The sequence below is a fragment of the Pseudomonas sp. C321 genome, from assembly GCF_055407105.1.
In genome coordinates this window covers 368956-388674 of sequence record NZ_JBUZRB010000004.1, presented here as the reverse complement: position 1 = coordinate 388674, position 19719 = coordinate 368956, and the positions used below count along the sequence as shown (strand labels likewise).

At 58.4% G+C, this 19719-nt stretch carries 23 protein-coding genes and 2 pseudogenes; 17 read left to right on the top strand and 8 right to left on the bottom strand.

The genetic code is table 11. The annotated features are described in order from the left end of the window. Positions 1-149 precede the first annotated feature (149 nt). The 3 genes from ACZRJ6_RS14570 to ACZRJ6_RS14560 form a co-directional block, all read right to left on the bottom strand. Positions 150-461 carry an AzlD domain-containing protein gene (locus ACZRJ6_RS14570; protein ID WP_463968615.1) on the bottom strand — a complete coding sequence of 104 codons (312 nt, stop codon included), beginning with the start codon at positions 459-461 and terminating at the stop codon, positions 150-152. Beyond that, positions 458-1153: an AzlC family ABC transporter permease gene (locus ACZRJ6_RS14565; RefSeq protein WP_149414515.1), complete on the bottom strand. Its 696-nt coding sequence runs from the start codon at positions 1151-1153 to the stop codon at positions 458-460. Before ACZRJ6_RS14565 ends, ACZRJ6_RS14570 begins: the two co-directional genes overlap by 4 nt. Before the next feature lie 98 nt (positions 1154-1251). Further along, on the bottom strand, positions 1252-1467 hold the full coding sequence (locus tag ACZRJ6_RS14560; protein ID WP_463968616.1) for a hypothetical protein: 216 nt from the start codon (positions 1465-1467) through the stop codon (positions 1252-1254). 177 nt (positions 1468-1644) lie between these two features. Between ACZRJ6_RS14560 and ACZRJ6_RS14555 the strand changes: the two genes are divergently transcribed. From ACZRJ6_RS14555 to ACZRJ6_RS14520, 8 genes are all read left to right on the top strand, one after another. Then, positions 1645-2001 carry a metalloregulator ArsR/SmtB family transcription factor gene (locus ACZRJ6_RS14555; protein ID WP_463968617.1) on the top strand — a complete coding sequence of 119 codons (357 nt, stop codon included), beginning with the start codon at positions 1645-1647 and terminating at the stop codon, positions 1999-2001. A gap of 18 nt (positions 2002-2019) precedes the next feature. Then, a complete protein-coding gene (locus tag ACZRJ6_RS14550; protein WP_149414472.1) occupies positions 2020-3303 on the top strand; it encodes an arsenic transporter in 1284 nt (427 codons plus the stop codon). 12 nt (positions 3304-3315) lie between these two features. Beyond that, on the top strand, positions 3316-3786 hold the full coding sequence (locus ACZRJ6_RS14545) for an arsenate reductase ArsC (protein ID WP_463968618.1): 471 nt from the start codon (positions 3316-3318) through the stop codon (positions 3784-3786). A gap of 9 nt (positions 3787-3795) precedes the next feature. Next, entirely contained in the window at positions 3796-4485 is a 690-nt protein-coding gene (arsH, locus tag ACZRJ6_RS14540; protein ID WP_178114533.1) for an arsenical resistance protein ArsH, read from the top strand. A 349-nt stretch (positions 4486-4834) separates the two neighbouring features. After that, complete coding sequence (locus tag ACZRJ6_RS14535) at positions 4835-5131, top strand: hypothetical protein (RefSeq protein ID WP_463968619.1); 297 nt, start codon at positions 4835-4837, stop codon at positions 5129-5131. 264 nt (positions 5132-5395) lie between these two features. Then, positions 5396-8110, top strand: a complete 2715-nt coding sequence (gene mgtA, locus ACZRJ6_RS14530) for a magnesium-translocating P-type ATPase (RefSeq protein WP_463968620.1) — start codon at positions 5396-5398, stop codon at positions 8108-8110. Positions 8111-8186: 76 nt separating this feature from the next. Further along, the gene (locus tag ACZRJ6_RS14525; protein WP_149414477.1) at positions 8187-8534 is read left to right on the top strand and encodes a DUF2493 domain-containing protein; all 348 of its coding nucleotides are present in this window, start codon (positions 8187-8189) and stop codon (positions 8532-8534) included. 24 nt (positions 8535-8558) lie between these two features. Continuing rightward, the gene (locus ACZRJ6_RS14520) at positions 8559-9365 is read left to right on the top strand and encodes a hypothetical protein (protein ID WP_463968621.1); all 807 of its coding nucleotides are present in this window, start codon (positions 8559-8561) and stop codon (positions 9363-9365) included. A 29-nt stretch (positions 9366-9394) separates the two neighbouring features. On the opposite strand, the gene ACZRJ6_RS14515 is transcribed toward ACZRJ6_RS14520, so the two are convergent. Further along, entirely contained in the window at positions 9395-10141 is a 747-nt protein-coding gene (locus tag ACZRJ6_RS14515; RefSeq protein WP_463968622.1) for a tellurite resistance TerB family protein, read from the bottom strand. A gap of 161 nt (positions 10142-10302) precedes the next feature. Between ACZRJ6_RS14515 and ACZRJ6_RS14510 the strand changes: the two genes are divergently transcribed. Then, positions 10303-10830, top strand: coding sequence for a DinB family protein (locus ACZRJ6_RS14510; RefSeq protein WP_463968623.1), 528 nt, complete (start codon positions 10303-10305; stop codon positions 10828-10830). A 2-nt stretch (positions 10831-10832) separates the two neighbouring features. On the opposite strand, the gene ACZRJ6_RS14505 is transcribed toward ACZRJ6_RS14510, so the two are convergent. After that, a complete protein-coding gene (locus ACZRJ6_RS14505) occupies positions 10833-11291 on the bottom strand; it encodes a GFA family protein (RefSeq protein ID WP_463968624.1) in 459 nt (152 codons plus the stop codon). 226 nt (positions 11292-11517) lie between these two features. Between ACZRJ6_RS14505 and ACZRJ6_RS14500 the strand changes: the two genes are divergently transcribed. Then, positions 11518-11802 carry a hypothetical protein gene (locus ACZRJ6_RS14500; RefSeq protein ID WP_463968625.1) on the top strand — a complete coding sequence of 95 codons (285 nt, stop codon included), beginning with the start codon at positions 11518-11520 and terminating at the stop codon, positions 11800-11802. Position 11803: 1 nt separating this feature from the next. Here the strand turns inward: ACZRJ6_RS14500 and ACZRJ6_RS14495 are convergent, their stop codons facing one another. Both ACZRJ6_RS14495 and ACZRJ6_RS14490 read right to left on the bottom strand, forming a co-directional pair. Next, positions 11804-12439 carry a LysE family translocator gene (locus ACZRJ6_RS14495; RefSeq protein ID WP_463968626.1) on the bottom strand — a complete coding sequence of 212 codons (636 nt, stop codon included), beginning with the start codon at positions 12437-12439 and terminating at the stop codon, positions 11804-11806. Between the two features lie 133 nt (positions 12440-12572). Continuing rightward, positions 12573-12764: a DUF2188 domain-containing protein gene (locus tag ACZRJ6_RS14490; RefSeq protein WP_149414484.1), complete on the bottom strand. Its 192-nt coding sequence runs from the start codon at positions 12762-12764 to the stop codon at positions 12573-12575. Positions 12765-12901: 137 nt separating this feature from the next. Between ACZRJ6_RS14490 and ACZRJ6_RS14485 the strand changes: the two genes are divergently transcribed. The 7 genes and pseudogenes from ACZRJ6_RS14485 (at position 12902) to ACZRJ6_RS14455 (ending at position 18671) form a co-directional block, all read left to right on the top strand. Continuing rightward, positions 12902-13426, top strand: coding sequence for an N-acetyltransferase family protein (locus ACZRJ6_RS14485; protein ID WP_463968627.1), 525 nt, complete (start codon positions 12902-12904; stop codon positions 13424-13426). A gap of 88 nt (positions 13427-13514) precedes the next feature. Continuing rightward, a complete protein-coding gene (gene yghU, locus ACZRJ6_RS14480; RefSeq protein WP_463968628.1) occupies positions 13515-14354 on the top strand; it encodes a glutathione-dependent disulfide-bond oxidoreductase in 840 nt (279 codons plus the stop codon). 190 nt (positions 14355-14544) lie between these two features. Continuing rightward, positions 14545-14804, top strand: a pseudogene (locus ACZRJ6_RS14475) (S24 family peptidase); the annotation flags it as partial. A 9-nt stretch (positions 14805-14813) separates the two neighbouring features. Further along, on the top strand, positions 14814-15050 hold the full coding sequence (locus ACZRJ6_RS14470; RefSeq protein WP_463968629.1) for a hypothetical protein: 237 nt from the start codon (positions 14814-14816) through the stop codon (positions 15048-15050). A gap of 1073 nt (positions 15051-16123) precedes the next feature. Next, positions 16124-16348: a hypothetical protein gene (locus ACZRJ6_RS14465; RefSeq protein WP_463968630.1), complete on the top strand. Its 225-nt coding sequence runs from the start codon at positions 16124-16126 to the stop codon at positions 16346-16348. A gap of 87 nt (positions 16349-16435) precedes the next feature. After that, positions 16436-16729 (top strand): annotated as a pseudogene (locus ACZRJ6_RS14460) (tyrosine-type recombinase/integrase); the annotation flags it as partial. Positions 16730-17204: 475 nt separating this feature from the next. Beyond that, positions 17205-18671, top strand: coding sequence for an FAD-binding oxidoreductase (locus tag ACZRJ6_RS14455; RefSeq protein ID WP_463968631.1), 1467 nt, complete (start codon positions 17205-17207; stop codon positions 18669-18671). A gap of 194 nt (positions 18672-18865) precedes the next feature. On the opposite strand, the gene ACZRJ6_RS14450 is transcribed toward ACZRJ6_RS14455, so the two are convergent. Then, a complete protein-coding gene (locus ACZRJ6_RS14450) occupies positions 18866-19660 on the bottom strand; it encodes an AraC family transcriptional regulator (protein ID WP_463968632.1) in 795 nt (264 codons plus the stop codon). Positions 19661-19719: the final 59 nt, after the last annotated feature.

Genomic DNA, 19719 nt, shown 5'->3' with positions numbered 1-19719 from the left:
GCGAATGAAAGCTATCGTCAACCTGTCTTGCAGATGAAGTTTGTTTCACTGTAATGGGAGACTTCGCCCTCTATATTGGGCAGGCTCATTTTTAGAAGCCTCCCTTCTGCCCGCCCTCCCGCGGGCTTTTTTTTGCCTGCGATGGGCGCTCAGAGCAACCAGCGAAACAGGTAAAACAGCGCCATGCTCAGCAACACCGTGATCAACACGCTGCGGGTCCAGAACATCAGCGCCATCGCACACACTCCGGCCAGCAGGTAGGGATTGTCCAGGCTCAGATTAAGCTTGTGGTCGGCCAGGAAAATGATCGGGCCGCAAATGGCGGTCAGCATGCCTGGCACCGCAAAGCCGAGAAACTCCCGCGCGCCACGGTTCAGGCGCACCGGCAGACGCGGCTCGAGGAACAGGTAGCGGTTGAGGAACACGATCAGGCCCATGCCAAAAATCATCACAAAGATCATTGTTGCCCTACTCCCAGGCGTTTGCAGGCATAACCCACGCTCATCCCCAAAAGACCAGCCACCACCACTGCTGACTCCCACTGCCAGTAGCTCAGCAGCACCGAACACAGCAATGACACCGCAACGCAAACCACCGTCGGCACATCACGCACCACGGGAGTGATCAAGGCAATAAAGGTGGCAGCGATGGAAAACTCCAGGCCCAGTTGATCAAGGCCAGGAATGCTTTTGCCCAGCACAATGCCGGCGAAGGTAAACAGATTCCAGATCAGGTAGAACGTCAGCCCTACGCCTAGGGCATACCAACGATTGAAGGTCTGGCGGTCATATTGGCTGACCAGGGCGAAAAACTCGTCGGTCAAGAGAAAGCCCAGGCTCATGCGCCACCGGGCCTTAAGCGGCGACAAGGTTGGACGCAGGTGCATGCCGTAGAGCAGATGCTGAGAGGTCAGCAGCAAGGTGGTCAGCAAAATGGAAATCAGGCTGGCACCGCTCTTGACCATACCGATGGCCACCAACTGCGCGGCACCGGCAAACACAATGGTGGACAGGCCCTGGGCTTCCCATGGGGTGAACTGGGCATCAATCGCCGTGGAACCGGCCAGCAGCCCCCAAGGGGCACAGGCCAGGGATAAGGGCATGATCGCGATCGCGCCACGGGCAAAGGCGTAGTGAGGCAAGGCAGTAGGCATGGACAACAGGCTCATCGACAGACAGTCGACAAGCATGGCAGCGGCGGGATGGGTTGTCTTGAATGATCTTGCTCAACAGCCGGGCTGATGCGTGGGCTTCAGGCAAGCTTGACCGACACCCGCTCCACCGCATCACGCGCTTCGCGCAGTTCGTGGGCATCCTGATTGAGGCGGTGGATGGTGTTCAGCAGGCGCTGGCGCAACACTTCGTCGCCGAGTTTTTCCACCGCGCGCATCAGGTCAAAGGCCGCGGTTTCATTGTTGTCCGCAACAGAATCAAGAGTTTTGCGCAGGTTTCGAGTAGCACGGGTCACACTGTTTCTTCCTTAATAACCGATGGGCAGGCACTTTAGGACATTTGTGTTTCATTTTAATTTCAAGCACTTGTCATCGACTCCAGCGCCGTTGACGTGGGTCAATCGAAACATCTTTTGACTTGCACATATGGATATCCGTATATTCGAATTATCGAATATGAAAAAGCCCTGTCCATGTCAGATCTCTTTTCCCCACCCAGTGTCTTCAAATGCCTGGCCGATGCCACCCGCGCACGTGTTGCGCTTCTGATCCTGCGCGAAGGCGAACTTTGCGTCTGTGAGCTGATCCATGCTCTGGACGACAGCCAGCCCAAAATCTCCCGCCATCTGGCGCAACTGCGCAGTTGCGGGCTGTTGCTGGACCGCCGCCAGGGCCAATGGATCTATTACCGCCTCAATCCAGCGTTACCGCAATGGGTGACAACGGTGCTGGAAGCCACGCTACAAGCCAATGAAGCCTGGCTGCACATGGATGCACAGCGTCTCGGCGCAATGGGCGACAGACCACAACGGGCCAGCGCCTGCTGCTGACTTCTCGGAGAGCGTTTCATGCTTGTCGCAATTGCCATTTTTATCTTCACCATCGTCCTGGTCATCTGGCAGCCCAAGGGCCTGGGCGTCGGCTGGAGCGCCACAATGGGCGCGATCCTGGCCCTCGCCTGTGGCGCTATCAGCCTGACGGATATCCCGGTGGTGTGGCACATCATCTGGAACGCCACCGGCACGTTCGTCGCGCTGATCATCATCAGCCTATTGCTGGATGAAGCCGGCTTTTTTGCCTGGGCGGCGCTGCATGTTGCCCGCTGGGGCCGTGGTCGTGGTCGTCGGCTGTTTGCCTATATGGTGCTGCTGGGCGCCCTGGTATCGGCGCTGTTCGCCAATGATGGCGCGGCGCTGATCCTCACGCCCATCGTCATGTCGATGCTCCTGGCGCTGCGCTTCTCGCCAGCGGCAACCCTGGCGTTCGTCATGGGCGCGGGCTTTATCGCCGACACCGCCAGCCTGCCGTTGGTGGTGTCGAACCTGGTGAACATCGTCTCGGCGGACTACTTCAAGATCGGCTTCAACCAATATGCCGCGGTGATGGTGCCGGTAAACCTTGTCAGCGTCGCCGCGACCCTGGCGGTGCTGTTGTGGTTCTTCCGCCGAGACATCCCCCAGGCTTACGACCCCGCCGACCTTGCCGACCCGGCGACCGCGATCCATGACCGCGCCACCTTCCTCGCCGGCTGGTGGGTGTTGGGCATTCTGTTGGTCGGCTGCTTCGCCCTGGAGCCCCTGGGCATTCCCATCAGCGCGATCTCCGCCGTCTGCGCCGTACTGCTGCTGGTGATCGCCGCCAAGGGCCACAAGATCTCCACCCGCAAGGTGTTGAAAGAAGCCCCGTGGCAAATCGTGATCTTCTCCCTGGGCATGTACCTGGTGGTCTACGGCTTGCGCAACGCCGGGCTGACCGACTACCTGGCGACCTGGCTCGACACCTTCGCCCACTACGGCATCTGGGGCGCAGCGCTGGGCACCGGGCTGCTGACGGCACTGCTGTCATCGGCAATGAACAACCTGCCGACGGTGCTGATCGGTGCGCTGTCCATCGAGGCCAGTCACGCCGTCGGCGTGGTCAAGGAGGCGATGATTTACGCCAATGTGATCGGCAGCGACCTGGGCCCGAAAATCACCCCTATCGGCAGCCTCGCCACCCTGCTCTGGCTGCATATCCTGGCACGCAAAGGCATCAATATCACGTGGGGTTATTACTTCAAGGTCGGCATCGTCCTGACCCTGCCGGTGCTGTTGATCACCCTCGCCGCCCTGGCTCTACGCCTCAGTATCTAACGGAGAACCGTCATGAAAGTGCTGTTCATGTGCACCGCCAATAGCTGCCGCAGCATCCTGTCTGAAGCGCTGTTTAATCACCTGGCCCCGGAAGGTTTTCACGCCATCAGTTCCGGCAGTTTCCCCAAGGGGCAGGTGCTGCCCCGCAGCCTCAGTACCTTAGAAGCCGCAGGGATCAGCACCGAAGGCCTGTACAGCAAGGGCAACGAGGCCTTCGAAGGCAGCCCGCCGGATATCGTGATCACTGTCTGTGACAAGGCCGCTGGTGAAACCTGCCCGGTGTATTTCGGCCCGGCGATCAAGGCCCATTGGGGCCTGGAAGATCCTTCAGACCTCAACAGCGATGAAGCGCACATCAATGCGGCCTTCCACGCCACCCTGGAAACCATCGAAACCCGCTGCCGGGCCTTTTTCGCATTACCTTTCTCCAGCCTTAGCCCCACTGAGCTTAAGGCCGAACTCGACCATATCGCCGTGCTGTAACCGGAGTCCATCATGAGCACCCTGCCCAATCTCAACGCCACGTTGTCTGGCCACCTGAACAGCGATCTCGACAACCGCCCGCGCATCCTGTTGCTGTACGGCTCCACCCGTCCACGCTCCTTCAGCCGCCTGCTGGTGGAAGAGGCCGCCAGGTTGCTGCAACACCTGGGTGCCGACACACGCATCTTCAACCCATCGGGCCTGCCCCTGCCGGACGATGCCCCCAGCGACCACCCTAAGGTCCAGGAGCTGCTGGAACTGATGCAATGGTCCGAAGGCCAGGTCTGGTGCTCGCCAGAGCGCCACGGCTCAATGTCGGCGGTGTTCAAGGCACAAATCGACTGGGTGCCCCTGGCCCTCGGCGCGGTACGCCCGACCCAGGGCAAGACACTGGCGGTGATGCAGGTGTCAGGAGGCTCGCAATCTTTCAATACGGTCAACCAACTGCGGGTGCTCGGACGCTGGATGCGCATGTTCACCATCCCCAACCAGTCGTCGGTGCCCAAGGCGTTTATGGAGTTCGACGACCAGGACCGCATGAAGCCCTCGGCGCTGTATGACCGGGTGGTGGACGTGATGGAGGAGTTGGTAAAGTTCACTTTGCTACTGCGTGATCGACCAGACTTGGTGGACCGCTATTCGGAACGCAAGGAAAGCGCCGACGAACTGTCGCAACGGGTCAATCAACGGTCGATCTGACACTATTGGTGTTACGCGGTATATGAGTGGCTTATATGTACTGCAACTTCTGCGCGGCTCTTATCTGAATGATTCCTGAACCAGCAACAAATTAATTCTTTTAATGTTGACAAGCGGTAACTGCCTAAGTAGATTGCCCGTGCCTGCAATCCGGGCCATTTTTTAAACCTCACAAAAGAAGCCAATGGACACAAACTCTAGTCACTGTCCGATCACCGTGAATTCGGCGAATCGGGCGCCAAACCCAGTTAATGACGGGACTCGCCTTTCAGGTCGGGTAAGCTGCGCTAGAGCTTGACGCTCCAACGTGACTGCCTCATCCGGCGCCAGTCCGGTCCCGAGGCATGTTATGAACTTCCAACTCCTTGTTTTGCCTGATCTACGCACGCTGGCTTCGGCCCTGCGTGCCAAGCTGTGCCGTGAGCCGGTAGGCTTTTCCCCTACCTGCAAGGCCTATGTCACCCCTTCCTCTCGTGTAAGCCCGGCCCATCCCCAGGCCCACTGGCGTATCTGCCCAACGACTGGCCAACGGGTCCAGCAATGGGATCACGCCGACCCTCAAGACCCTCAGAGTCGATATTTTTCCAGCCTGCTCGTCCAAGCGAGCCTGATGCTGAGCCTCTACGTGGGCGCTCGCGCGGCGTAAGCCGGCTGGAAACGTCAACAGTCGCGATACAGGCTGTTTTCTGATTATTCGCTAATTGATTCGCTGGAGTTCTATATGGACGAAGCCAGTAGTAGCCCGCTGCGCGTTAGTTAACTAACGACCTTATAGCGGGCCTCTAGAAAGTTACCCAACACTTTATTTAAACCGATCGCGAAGTCAGCGACTCGGCATGCTTTCGCTCGCCTGTCACCAGGTAAGTACCGGGTATGTTTTGTCGAAAAATTGGCGACAGGAGTACATCCAATGAGCGCAGTAAAAACCACACAATTGCCGAACAAAAACAGCACGGGCACCGACACCAAACTGTCGATGCGTGCTGCCCGTGAAGCTCAAAACGGCCTCTCGGCCACCCTCGCCAACGTCAGGGCGACCAAGGACGGCCTGACCGAACTGGACGCCAGCGCTCGCCTGCAACGGGAAGGCTACAACGAGGTCGCCCATGACAAGCCGCCCCACGCCTTCGTGCAGTTTCTCCAGGCACTGAACAACCCGTTCATCTACGTCCTGTTGACCTTGGCCGGCATCAGCTTCGTCACCGATTACTGGCTACCGCTGCAGGCGGGTGAAGAGGTCGACCTGACCAAGGTCATCATTATCATGACGATGGTCATGCTCAGCAGCCTGCTGCGTTTCTGGCAGGAACACCGCTCGGCAAAATCCGCCGAGGCCTTGAAGGCCATGGTCCGCACCACCGCCACCGTGCTGCGGCGTGAGCAAGTCGGCGCCCAACCGACCCTGCGGGAAGTGCCGATGCGCGACCTGGTGGCCGGCGATATCGTGCAACTGTCGGCCGGCGACATGATCCCGGCGGACATTCGCCTGATTGAATCCCGCGACCTGTTTATCAGCCAGGCGGTGCTGACCGGCGAAGCCTTGCCGGTGGAAAAATACGACACTCTGGGGGATGTCACGCAAAAATCCGCCACCTCCAAGGTGGCAGACCAGAGCAACCTGCTGGACTTGCCGAACATCTGCTTCATGGGCACCAACGTGGTCAGCGGCCGAGCGCGGGCGGTGGTGGTAGCGACCGGGCCACGCACCTATTTCGGCTCGTTGGCCAAGGCGATTGTCGGCTCCAGGGCGCAGACCGCGTTTGACCGGGGAGTGAACAGCGTCAGCTGGCTGTTGATTCGCTTCATGCTGGTGATGGTGCCCATCGTGTTCTTCCTCAACGGCTTCTCCAAGGGCGACTGGGGCGATGCCTTCATGTTTGCCCTGGCCGTTGCGGTGGGCCTGACCCCGGAAATGCTGCCGATGATCGTCAGCGCCAACCTGGCCAAGGGCGCCAACGCCATGGCCAAGCGTAAAGTGGTGGTCAAGCGCCTGAATGCGATCCAGAACTTCGGTTCGATGGACGTGCTGTGCACCGACAAGACCGGCACCCTGACCCAGGACAAAATCATCCTCGAGCACCACGTCAACGCCAGCGGCCAGCGTGATGATTCGGTGCTGTCCCTGGCCTGGCTCAACAGCCATCACCAAAGCGGCATGAAGAACCTGATGGACCAGGCGGTGCTGCAATTCTCGGAGCACAATCCCAAGTTCCAGGTGCCGTTTGCCTACAGCAAGGTCGACGAACTGCCCTTCGACTTCGTGCGCCGGCGCCTGTCCATCGTGGTCAAGGACAGCCACGACGATCACCTGTTGGTGTGCAAGGGCGCTGTCGAGGAGATGCTGAGCATTTCTACCCATGTGATGGAAGGTGACGTTGCTGTCGTCCTGGATGACCGCCGCCGCGAAGAGTTGCTGGCCATTGCCAACGATTACAACGAGGATGGTTTCCGGGTGCTTGTAGTCGCGACCCGCAACATCCCCAAGGCCCTGGCGCGCAACCAATACACCACCACCGATGAACGCAACCTGGTGATGCGTGGCTTCCTGACGTTCCTCGATCCACCGAAAGAAACCGCCGGCCCGGCCATCGCCGCGCTACGGGAAATCGGCGTGGCGGTGAAAGTGCTTACCGGCGACAACCCCGTAGTCACTCGCACCATCTGCCGCCAGGTCGGGCTGGAGCCGGGCGAACCGCTGCTGGGCGTGGAAGTCGAGGCCATGGATGACGCCACTCTCAAGCTGCGGGTCGAGGAGCGTACGATTTTCGCCAAACTGACCCCGCTGCAGAAATCCCGGGTGCTCAAGGCCTTGCAGTCCAACGGCCACACTGTGGGCTTTCTCGGCGACGGCATCAACGATGCACCAGCGCTGCGCGATGCCGACGTCGGTATCTCGGTGGACAGCGGCACCGACATTGCCAAGGAATCGGCCGACATCATCCTTCTGGAAAAGAGCCTGATGGTGCTGGAAGAAGGCGTGCTCACGGGCCGTGAGACCTTCGGCAATATCATGAAGTACCTGAACATGACGGCCAGCTCCAACTTCGGCAACGTGTTCTCGGTGCTGGTGGCCAGTGCGTTCATTCCGTTCATGCCGATGCTGGCGATCCACTTGCTGCTGCAAAACCTGATGTACGACATCTCCCAGTTGGCCCTGCCCTGGGACAAGATGGACAAGGAATACCTGGCCAAACCACGCAAGTGGGATGCGAAAAACATCGGGCGCTTCATGATCTGGATCGGGCCGACCTCGTCGATCTTCGACATCACCACCTTTGCCCTGATGTGGTACGTGTTTTCGGCCAACAGCGTGGAAATGCAGACGCTGTTCCAGTCCGGCTGGTTTATCGAAGGGCTGCTGTCGCAAACCCTCGTGGTGCACATGTTGCGCACCCGCAAAATCCCGTTCTTCCAAAGCACCGCCGCCTGGCCGGTGATCATGATGACCTGCATCGTCATCGCGCTAGGGATCTATGTGCCGTTCTCACCCCTGGGCACCCTGGTGGGCTTGGAGCCGTTGCCGCTGGCGTACTTCCCATGGCTGGTGGGCACCTTGCTCAGCTACTGCTGCGTGGCGCAACTGATGAAGACGATCTACATCCGCCGCTTCAAGCAGTGGTACTGATCAAAACCTGCCCTGGACGCGGTGGTTATCCCTGGATGACCACCGCCTGCGCAGGCTCTACACAAGGAACATCACCATGCGCGTCTTGATCTGTGCAGGTCGTCATTACGCCGATACAAAAATGTCTCGCCAAGTGCTGGACGCCTATCACCGCCTGCACCCTGTGCACGTGTTGATCCACGGAGGCAGCCAGTATCTGGGCAGCGAAGTGGAAGACTGGGCTCGGGAAACGAGCGTCGATGTGGTGCGTTATCCGCCTAACTGGCAACGGCACGGCAAGCAGGCAGAACGCCATCGCAACCAGTTCATGCTGGCGGACAGCCGGCCCGATGTCGTCATCGCCCTGCCCGGTGGCGAAGACACGTCTGAGCTGGTCAGTCGAGCCAAGGACTGCGGCATTCATGTGCTGACCGTTGAAAACTGAGTTACCTATCTGGAGCATGAACCCATGCACGAAAATACGCCGCTGCGCCCTGATGGCTTTGCCAAATACCGAACCCGGCAACGCCAACAAGCCAACGCCACCTTCCAGCACCTGCCGCCCTCCCGACAACGGGCCTTGCGGCGCAACCTGATTGTTGTCGGCACGACCCTGGGCAGCCTTCTGGTGCTGAGCCTGTTCGCCAAGGCCTTCGCCGCCGGCGGTGCCTATAAGGTCGACGATGGCGCGATCAATGCCCCCGGCGAATGCAACGTTGACGGCTGGTTTACCCGCCAGCGCCATGATTCATCGACTCACAACGCAACCCTGTCCGCTGCCTGCACGTCCGGTGCGGTGCCGTGGCTGCAATGGGGCGCGGCCGTCGACGATAGCAATACGCAAACCCAGGTCAGCCCGCAACTCAAGGCGCAGCTGTGGTCACGGCAAGAGCTGGGCATTGAGGTCGCGTTGTCCGCTGCGGCGCATTTTGCCGTGGACCGCCGACATTCCTTCGACGGTGCTGACTTGAGCCTCCCGCTTACCTGGCAACCGCTGGACGCCTTGCGACTGAACGTCAATGCCGGCTGGGCCCACGCCTATGATGACGGTGAGCAGAATCATCGCCTGACCTGGGGCACAGGGTTTGAATACAGCCTGGCAGACTCGCTGACCCTGATCGGCGAACGTTATGGCCAGCAGCGCGGCGAGCAGGCCTGGCAAGCCGGGCCTCGAGTGCATATCGGGAGGGATGTCGATGTGGACCTGGTGGTTGGGCGCAGCCTGATTGGGGATCGGGACCAGTGGCTGACGACGGGGGCTACGGTGCGGTTTTGAAACCGTACGCCCTCGCCGCCCACACATCGTTAAACCTGTCCCTTGGCCTGCTGCTCCAGGTGCACCTGCAACGCGGGGTCAATCTGCAGTTGGCTCGCCAGTTCGTCCAGGTAGCTGCGCTCCGCGTCCTGCTGATCGTCCACCAGCAAGACACTGGCCAGGTAAACCTCGGCAGCCACGGCAGGGTCCTGGGCAAACTCGGCAAAATCTGCCGCATCTAATGGCCGGGCGACCTCAGCATCCAGCCATTGCTGCAATTGCGGGTCATCGGTATGGCGACCGACTTCGGCTAAAATCCTCTGTTTCTCCTGATCATCGATCCGGCCGTCGGCCTTGGCCGCCGCGATCAGTGCCCGCAGGACCGCGTGACTGTGCTCCTCGACCTGGGACTCGGACAGTTGATCAACGGTCTGCAACGCCTGCTGCGGCGCAGACGCCTGCTGCCGTTGCCAGGCCTGATACGCCTGAAAAGCCATCATCCCCAGCGAGGCCAGGGCCGTATAGTTGGTGCCGCCGGAACGCCCCTGAGCCGCACCGCCAGCCCGTGCGCCACCGAGCATTCCACCCAGGCCGCCAAGCAAATCCCCCAGGCCGCCGCCCGACGCGGCACCGGCACCGGCAGAACCGGAACCGCTTCCACGCAGCAAACCGCCGAGCAAACCACCCAACCCGCCGAGGCCGCCAACACCGCCCTGGGGTGCCGCCGAACTACCCTGCTGGGCCATCGAGGCTTGGCCTGCTCGCAACAGCTGTTCCAGTAGATTGCCGGTGTTCATGGTGATGCCCTCCTTCGGGCTATATTCCAGACAAGCAACAATAGCCCGCCTTGGACATAATGCCATGACCGCCCGGCAGGCCCTGTTCTGTATCGCCCATCACCTCGGCCGCCTTATCATGGCCTCGCCACATTCAGCGCACGCCACCCAGGAAAACCTGCATGAATCGCACCCAACATGTTGCCCTGATGGCGACCTATAACCAGTGGATGAACCGCAAGGTCTACGAGGCGGCCAGCCGCCTGAGCGACGACGATCTGCTGGCTGACCGAGGTGCCTTCTTCGGCTCCATCTTCGGCACGCTGAACCACTTGGCGCTGGGGGATACCGTCTGGCTCAAGCGCTTTGCCCTGCACCCGGCCGACTACACCTCCCTGGCGCCGCTGAACACACTGGATGTCCCGCAACGACTGGATCAGGTGACATTTGCCAATATCCGCGAACTGTCGGCCCATCGCGCCTGGCTCGACGGGATCATTATCGATTGGGCGAACGCCATCAGCGAACCAGATCTGGACCAGCACCTGCACTACCGCAACATGGCGGGCATTACGGCCGAAAAGAATTTCTACAGCCTGATCAGCCACTTCTTCAACCACCAGACCCATCACCGAGGCCAGGTAAGCACCCTGCTCTCACAAGCCGGCCAGGACATCGGCGATACCGACCTGGTAGGCCTCGTCGATTAGGATCAGGCTGCACAATGCTCTGCGTAGGCCTTTAGCAGGCGAGGAAACTCATCAGGCTCGGGAAGCTGCGCAAAGCTTCGGACCGCAGGGGTGGACGCCCACGGCAACTTCTCGCTGGTCCAGGTTTCCATGAAAGGCACATAGCCGCTGGCGTCATCCAGCATGGTCGCTCGCAGGTTGATCAAGTCATCTATCCCCTGGGGACGGGTGAATAACCAGCTCATGCAGTGCGGGCAAAAATAGTGGCGGGCTTCGCCATGGAGTCCACCGATCACGGGCTCGCCCTGGTTGAGCGCAAAACCGTCAGCAGGAACGAGGGCGCTCAGGGAGAACGCGCTGGAGGACATTTTCTGGCAGCCGGTGCAATGGCAAGCCATGGTAATAATCGGCTTCAAACTGACGGTAAAGCGTACCTGCCCGCAGCGACAGCCGCCTTCCCAAGAGATCGTATCGACGCTCATCACGCATTCCTTTTTATGATTCGGGTTGCGCGCAGGATAGCGTCTACGTCGGGGCCTTGAACAGGTCGCCGGAAGTCCGCGCCAGGCACATTTTGGGTCAGCGGCGAACGTCACGCCGCGCCAGCGGTCGAAAAAGCAAGAGTGCAGTGTTTATCAATGCCGCGCCCTGACCGCGTGCATCAACAGATTGCAGATGCCGCGTACCCTCAAAGAAGGAGACGCTTTCATGGTCACTCACTTCAAGGTCGCCGGGCATTTGGCTTGCGGCCATCACGGTAACAACCTCACGTCCAGCATCGAGCTGAACCGGGTTAAATGCCGCACCTGCCGCAACACCGAAGCCTACAAGGAAGCCCGCCGCATCCAACGCAACGCCGCTCGCCGTGTCGCGCGCAAATCCAGGGCCAACCCGGCCGCAAATGACTGGCGCAGCGCATGGACACAACGCTTGACGGATCTGCCAGGGCTACAACGCCTGCCGCGGGGTTTCCGCGGGCAGCCATTCGTGTAGATCATGGCGCAGGGGCACGACGATAGGCTGCCAGCAACACGCCCATCGTCATCAACAAGCCACCGGCGCCCCGATTGAAACGCTGCAAGTGCGCGGGCCGCAAGCGACTCAACAGGCGTGCCCCGCACACGGCATAAAATGTCATGGTGCTAACGTTCAGCACACACAGCACCAGCAATAGGCAGGCGTACTGCGGCAATTGGGGCTGAGCGCTGTCGACAAACTGCGGCAGGAAGGCCGACATGAACAACAGGGCCTTGGGATTGGAAATCGCCACCAGGAAACTGCGGGTGAAAATGATTGCCGAGCGAGCGCCCGGCTCATCGCCCTCGCCCACCACCGGCAACGCCGATTGCGGGGCGCGCAGCATCTGCCAGCCCAGCCAGATCAGATACGCCGACCCCATCCATTTCAGCGCTTGAAACAACCCTTCGCTGGCCGCCAGCAGCAACCCCAGCCCACACGCCACCGCCGTGACCAGCAGCGCATCGGCAAGCACCGCGCCCGCCATGCCCCAGATTGCCGCCCTCAAACCATGGCGCGACCCGTTCTGCAGCGCCAATAACACCGTCGGGCCAGGAATCGCGATAATTGCCGCGCTCATCATGACGAAGACAAACAACGTAGCCAGGGACATCGGGTTTTCCTATCAAAAAGGAGCTAACAGTGCGCGAATGATCCGCCAAAAATCTTCTCGTCGCCTAGTCCCGGATCAACTCGCACAAAAAAGCCCCGGGAGTGCCGAGGCTGATGATGGGTTTTACGGTGGTTCAATCGTTGCCTGACGCAGGCCTTGGACGCGCCTTGTACCCCGGCAGCGCCGCCGCATAAGCCAGCGCCTGCTCACGGGAGCCAAAGGACGCCAAACGGTCATCCCTGGTACACACCCGCCAGGGGCCACTATTGACCCGGACGATTTCATAGCCGTTAAGATGCATCTTGTTCAACATTGGAGCGCTCATAGTCACCTCCCTCAATCCAGAGATAATCCAGGCGTTGCCTGAACGACCATACACCTGGGTGAGGTGATGCAGCCTACCGAACGTCGCACCGGTTAACTTTTCTTAACGTCGCGCAGCTCACTCATGGAGATAGCAAGATGATCAGGATTAAAGAAGCGACTATCAACGATATTCCCCTACTGCGTGATATCGGCATCCAGACCTATACAGAGCACTTCTCGACGATTTGGAGTCCGGCGGGCATGCAGACGTTTCTGGACAAAGACTTCGCCATTCAGGCCCTGCGACAAACCCTTGGGTCACCTGACCGGCATGGCTGGTTTCTGGCCTTCGACGAGCACGACAGCGCCGTAGGTTTTGCCAAAGTGAACTGGGCCAAGGCGATGCCTGGCAGCGACGAGACCGGCGCCGAACTGCAAAAAATCTATTTTGTTCAATCCCAGGCCGGCAAGGGCTACGGCAAGCACCTTCTGCAGTTCATTTGGCAGCTTGCGCAAAACCGTCAGGAGCGACTGCTGTGGCTTGAAGTGCTCAAGACCAATATCAGCGCCCAGCGTTTCTATGAGCGCCGGGGCTTTGAGGTCCGGGCAGAGATTCCTTTCAGTACCGACATCGCCGCGATCCCGATGGTGCTCATGGCTTGCAGCCTCGCCCCGGCCTGAGCTGCCATCACTGGCGAATACAATCACGCCATCATCGGCGCGCGCAGAGCGTTGTGATCACAGCGCCTGAACCAGGAGATTTCACCCTATGAGCAAAACACCTTACGTCCCCCCCAAGGTCTGGCAGCACGACGTGCCGTCGGGAGGCCAGTTTGCCAACATCAATCGGCCAACGGCGGGAGCAACCCACGAAAAAGCACTGCCCATCGGCAAGCACCCGTTGCAGCTCTATTCCTTGGGCACACCCAATGGCGCGAAGGTAACGATATTGCTTGAGGAGTTGCTGTTACTGGGGCATGTCGACGCCGAGTACGACGCGTGGCTCATACGCATCAACGAAGGGGACCAGTTCTCCAGTGGCTTCGTCGAGATCAACCCCAACTCGAAAATCCCGGCGCTGCTGGACCGTAGCGTGGAACCTGCGATTCGGGTATTTGAATCCGGCTCAATCCTGCTTTACCTGGCGGAAAAATTCGGCCAATTCCTGCCCGCTGATCCAGCCGGGCGCACGCAAACGCTGAACTGGCTTTTCTGGCAAATGGGCGCAGCGCCCTACCTGGGCGGCGGGTTCGGGCATTTCTATGCCTACGCACCGGAGAAGCTCGAATATCCGATCAATCGGTTCACCATGGAGACGAAACGCCAGTTGGATGTTCTCGACCAGCGTCTCAGCGAGAGTCCATACATTGCCGGCGACAGCTACACCATCGCCGACATAGCAATCTGGCCTTGGTACGGCCTGCTGGTACGGGGTGGTCTGTATGGGGCCGGCGAATTTCTTTGCGTGGATCAATACACCCATGTGCAACGTTGGGCCGAGGAAATCGCCAATCGACCGGCCGTCATCCGTGGACAGCGAGTCAACCGGACCTGGGGCGAGGAAGCGAGCCAGGTAGCGGAACGACATCAAGCCAGCGATCTGGATTGAACGACGGTTAATCACTGCTGCCGCAGAGCTTGAACACCCTGCATCACTGCGGGTGAAGCACTGCGGCTGGCATATTCATAGGAGCGATCTGTGTGGTTCTTCATACAGAAATATCACCTATGGCATTTTTAAAAGTAAATGCCATTGGCACTTGTAGCTGTATTACCTATGGGAATACGATTCGACGCCGCCAGCCGACTATGTCGAGGTGATCAGAGGCATAACTGTCCACCTTGATTGGCTGAAAATGCAGGGGCTGTCGTACTTAAAAATTGAGAACCTCGCGATCATTGTAGGTGATGGCGACAGCATGAGCGCATGACCGGCGGCTCATTGCGAATGGTCTCAGACAACCCCGTATACCCAGCGACCTTGATCGAAGGCGACCTGCTTGAGCGGGTGCATATCCACGCTCGAGTATTGCTGGTCTGGAACACTCGAAAACTGTAGGAGTCCCCTATGCCCCTCACCAAAAAAAACCAAGACCTGCGCCGCGAACTCAAAGAGATAGGGTTTAGCCTTGAGCGATCTGCAAGCGAAGTGCTCAACCTCACCAAGGGTTGCCAGGGGGATGAGGTGATAGCCGCCCTGAAGCTGATTGCGAAACTCTACGAGGATGCCGATCGGCTTGCGACGTTTGCGGATGAGGTCAAGGTCGGACGTATAACAAGGACCAAGGTTGAATTGCCTGACTGAGTGGTGAGGCATGGAGCGCGTCGCCTGGCACTCGTGGGCCGTTCTGCCGCGCCTGTAGTTTGCGCAGAAGCTGAAGGCGAGATCAGAGCAGGCATTAACCCGCCCTGAAGGGCAAACCAGAAGGGTCAGTTGTCTCTATCGTCACGGTCCCTACCGCGATTGCGATTGCGATCATCCCGCTGATCATTGTCACGACGATCGTATCCACGGTCACTCCCGCGATCATCATTCCCTCGGTCGTATCCACGATCCTGATTATGGCCTCGATCGTACCTTTCTCCGTCGTCATGGTGATGCCCGCAGCCGCCAAGCAGAATAAAGCTTGATACCGCCAAGAAAATCATTACTGCACGCTTCATTTGTCATCCTTAAAGCAAGGGTCACAGCCAATACAATGGTTGTCACTGCCCGAGAATTTGATTCGGAGAGCGCTCACCCTAAGTAAGACCATGAGTCGGCTCAATGATTCGTATGTGAAATACAGCAAGCCACAAGGCTAAAAAGCCAAATCCAAAGCCAGAATGAAGACCGGCCCCTTCCCCCGCATCTAGAGGCCCTTCGCCCGGCCTCGGATGCACTGGCGGCCCAGGTCGCCAAGTACCTGGCCCGTGGCGGCCATATCGAAGAAGCGACGCCCATCGGCTATAAGCCCAAACCGATCACCTAAAGCAGTATCGCGCTTCGGTGGGTCGAGGTTAGAAGCTCATCTATTCCGAAGACATCGATTTCCTAGAGCGACTCGGCAAGCTATCAGATTGCTCTTGAGTGGCGCGATTCAACAAAGAAACGCTGTAATCGTAGGTCGATATCAACGGCGATGGCCCCTCCCTCCGAGCCATCTCAAGCCATTGCCTTGTTTGTTCAACGTCAAAGAATTCGCTCTTGAACTTCATCTTCGCAACAAGGTTCGCTGAGACCCTAAAGTGTCCACACCCGGTCGAGCATTTGACCTCTGACCAGCATCCTGCCATGTGAACAACTTTAGAGGCCGCCTGGCAAATTAAGCAGTGCATGTTCGATCTCCATTTCGATGACCTACCTACTGTAGCCGAACATCGGCCAAGGCTCCCCCCATGCCCACAGAAAACAAAATCGCCGCACCGCTACTGGTTGAGCGCTCGACGGTAACGAAGCTGGTTATCACCGGCGCTCCACCGCTCGCCCCGATCACAGTGCTCCTCGAGGACTTCGGTCGCTGCGACTGCCCGACCGAATCCAACCCGAACTACCAGACCGCCCAGGGCAAGATCACCATTAACCGCTGGGACAACAGCTGGAATGCTTACTGGGGCGCGTAGCGTTGCGGAGTTCGTCGCCGACTGCGACTGGCACTACATCCTGAATTGCTTGGATCGCGGGATCAGTTCCACCATGTTCAGTGGTGACTGGTCAGGAAAGCTGGTCATAAAATCCGATCAAGCAAACTCATCGTAATGGACAACGGGCAACCTATGACCAGCAGTATGTTACAGGGGAGGTTTGATGCTGCGAGGGAGGCTGCCGGCGTAAAAAAGGCAGACTTTCAGATGCGGGACCTGCGAGCAAAGGCTGGTACCGATAAGGCGGAATCAAGCGCAGATATTCTGCAAGCCAAAGATCAGCTCGGGCACACAACCGTGGTGATGACTGAGAACTACATCCGCAAGCGCATTGGCAAAAAAGTCACGACGACGAAGTGAATTGCGGAAAGGAGAAGAGTATTGCGGAAAAACAAAGAGTTTGCCTAGCAGTAAAACCCCGCAAGCCCTTGAATATTATGGTGCCGAAGCCGGAGTCTAATTGAAGCCAAAAACACCATGTTTTATTGAGTATTTTTGAATAACCATAAAACACATGTACTAATCGCTGTACTATTTTGATGCCGCTGGGCCGATCACCACAGTCCGAGTTTTGAGATTTTACCACCTACCCTGGCGTCCTGCCGACCGAACACAAACAATCAGCAAGCAGCTTGACGATTACTGGCCGATTTCGGCCAAAAGCGGGCAGTGGACAAGATGATGGCAAAGCAGCAGCGTCAGGCTCCCGGGTCGAATGTCCACTTCTGTGGTATTTTGGCCGAATACCGTGGCAACGGTGTACCGTCAATCCAGCGAGTCTGCTTCGAAGTCCGAATGTGCGCGTTACTTTCGATTCCCAGCGAGGTAACGCAATATGATCGACAATACGCAACCGCACTCCACTTCAGAGTCGTCGCATATTCTCACTCGGCGTCGTCTACTCCAGGCTGGAATGGCCGGGATTGCCATCAGCGTGCTGTCACCCTGGTCGTTATGGGCGGCACCGTCGGGTGTCTTGGTTAACGATGTGACGCTGCTCAATCCGATTTGGGTTAATCGCCTGTTCGCACCGCGTACCACCGACGAAATTCTACAGGCGCTCGCTATGTGGTCAGGCCCGGTCAGTATCGGTGGTGGCCGCTATAGCATGGGCGGACAGATTGCCACCGAAGACAGCCTGCACCTCGACATGCGCCAGTTCAATCAGGTAATCCGTTACTCGCCTGAGAACAGGGTCATACGCGTGCAAACAGGGATGCAGTGGCGCGACCTGCAGTCGGTCATCGACCCGCACGACCTCTCGATAAAAATCATGCAGAGCTATGCCAACTTCACCGTCGGCGGATCGCTATCGGTCAATGCTCATGGGCGTTATGTCGGCGCTGGCCCGGTAATCAACTCTGTGCGCTCTCTACAGCTGGTGCTCGCCAACGGTTCGGTAGTAGAAGCGTCCCGCACCGCAAATGCCGACTTGTTCCACGCTGCCATCGGTGGCTATGGTGCGCTGGGGGTGATCACTGAGGTCGAATTGGACCTTGCGTCCAACGTCGCGATGGAACGTCAGATACACCGCATGTCAGTTGCCGATTACCCGAATTTTTTCAATGACCAGGTCCGCGGGAACGAACAGGCTATCCTGCACAACGCCGATCTGGCCCCCCCTTACTTTGACCAGGCCACTTCCGTCACCTGGCGCGCCTCGGACAAAGAGCTGACAGTCGCAGACAGGCTGGTCGCGCCGGGGCAATCGTACAAATTCAACCAGACCGTCATGTGGAGTGTGGCCAAGCTTCCCGGCGGCCCGTTGATTCGCAAGGATGTGATCGATCCACTTCGTTACCTCAACCACCCGGTTGTACGGCGCAATTACGAGGCCAGTGCGGATGTCGCCTCGCTTGGGCCTATCGCAACCCGAAACAGTACCTACGCGTTGCAGGAGTATTTTGTGCCGGTAGCCCAGCTCAACGCATTCGTAAAGCAAATGGCCGCCATCCTGCAGGCGCACAACGTTGACGCCGTTAACATCTCCATCCGACACGCGCCGGGCGACCCCGACTCGTGTCTGTCTTGGGCACGCGAAGAAGTGTTTTCGTTCGTACTCTATTATTGGCAACACGTTTCCGTGGCGGACCGCGAGGAAGTCGGCGCGTGGACGCGCGAACTTATCGACGCCGCGCTGTCGCTTGGGGGTACCTATTATCTGCCCTACCAGCTGCATGCGACGCGGGAGCAGTTCTCACGTGCCTACCCCAACGCGCAACGCCTGTTCGCACTCAAGGCGCAAGTCGACCCCGGCAAGCGATTCCGGAACAAGCTCTGGGACAAGTACTACACGGGGTAGTGCAAGGCCCGTGGCAACGGAAAACTGAACCCAACTTGGGTGATGTCGCGTTGTCTATCTGCGTCCGTTATTTGGCAAGCCGTGAGGCAGCTTCGGGGTCGTTTTCAGCCGGTCGCGACAGGCAGAAAACGGCCAGAAGCAGACAGACAGTGATCGTTCTATAGCGTCGGCGCGTTGTATCAACCAGCAGAGCATCAACGCAGAGAGGAAAAATACTGTGTAGGCGGTTTACCCAAGGCTTTCTTGAACATCGTGATGAAGGCATTAACAGAGTCATATCCCAGAATGCCCGCCACACGCTGCACGGAGACCCCCTCCGCCAAATGACTCAGTGCGATCATCAAATGCAACTGTTGGCGCCAGCGTCCGAAGCTCAGCCCGGTCGTGCTTTCCACCAGTCTGGCCAGTGATCGTTCGCTGGTTGCAAGCCGAGTAGCCCACTCGCGCAAAGTGGTTCGGTCGCCGGGGTCTGCAAAGAGCGTATCTGCGATTTTTTTGATCTTAGGGTGGTCTGATATCGGCAAGTGCAGCTCTTTCAGCGGGGCATCGGAAAGCTGCTCAAGAAGTACTGCAACCAGCCGCGCTGTCTTGCCCTCGGACAGATAAGAAGGCTCCTGTTCAGCGAGATGCAGGATCAACTCCCGGACAAGGGGCGTGATGGCAACCGTACAGCACGCTTCAGGCATAGCTGTCGCGCCGGGCTCAACAAACAGAAAGCAGGTACGAGCGTTTTCGGTCACTCGGCAACTGTGAGGAGTACCGCCCGGGATCCATACCGCGTGCTGGGGAGGGACAAGCCAGAGTGCATTTTGTACCTCACAACTCACTGCACCGTGCAAAGACAGGATCAGTTGCCCCTTACGATGATCATGCGGGCTGACACCCGAATGATTGAGTTCGGGCGCAACCTTGAGGGCAATCGCTGCCTGAGCGAAAAGATCTGAATCGAAATCTTCCGGCGAGGAAACGACATTTTTTGAGCTTGGCATAATTTAGGTATCAGCTGTCTTGATATCTATATTAGATAATTTTGGGACTCTCTACAGTT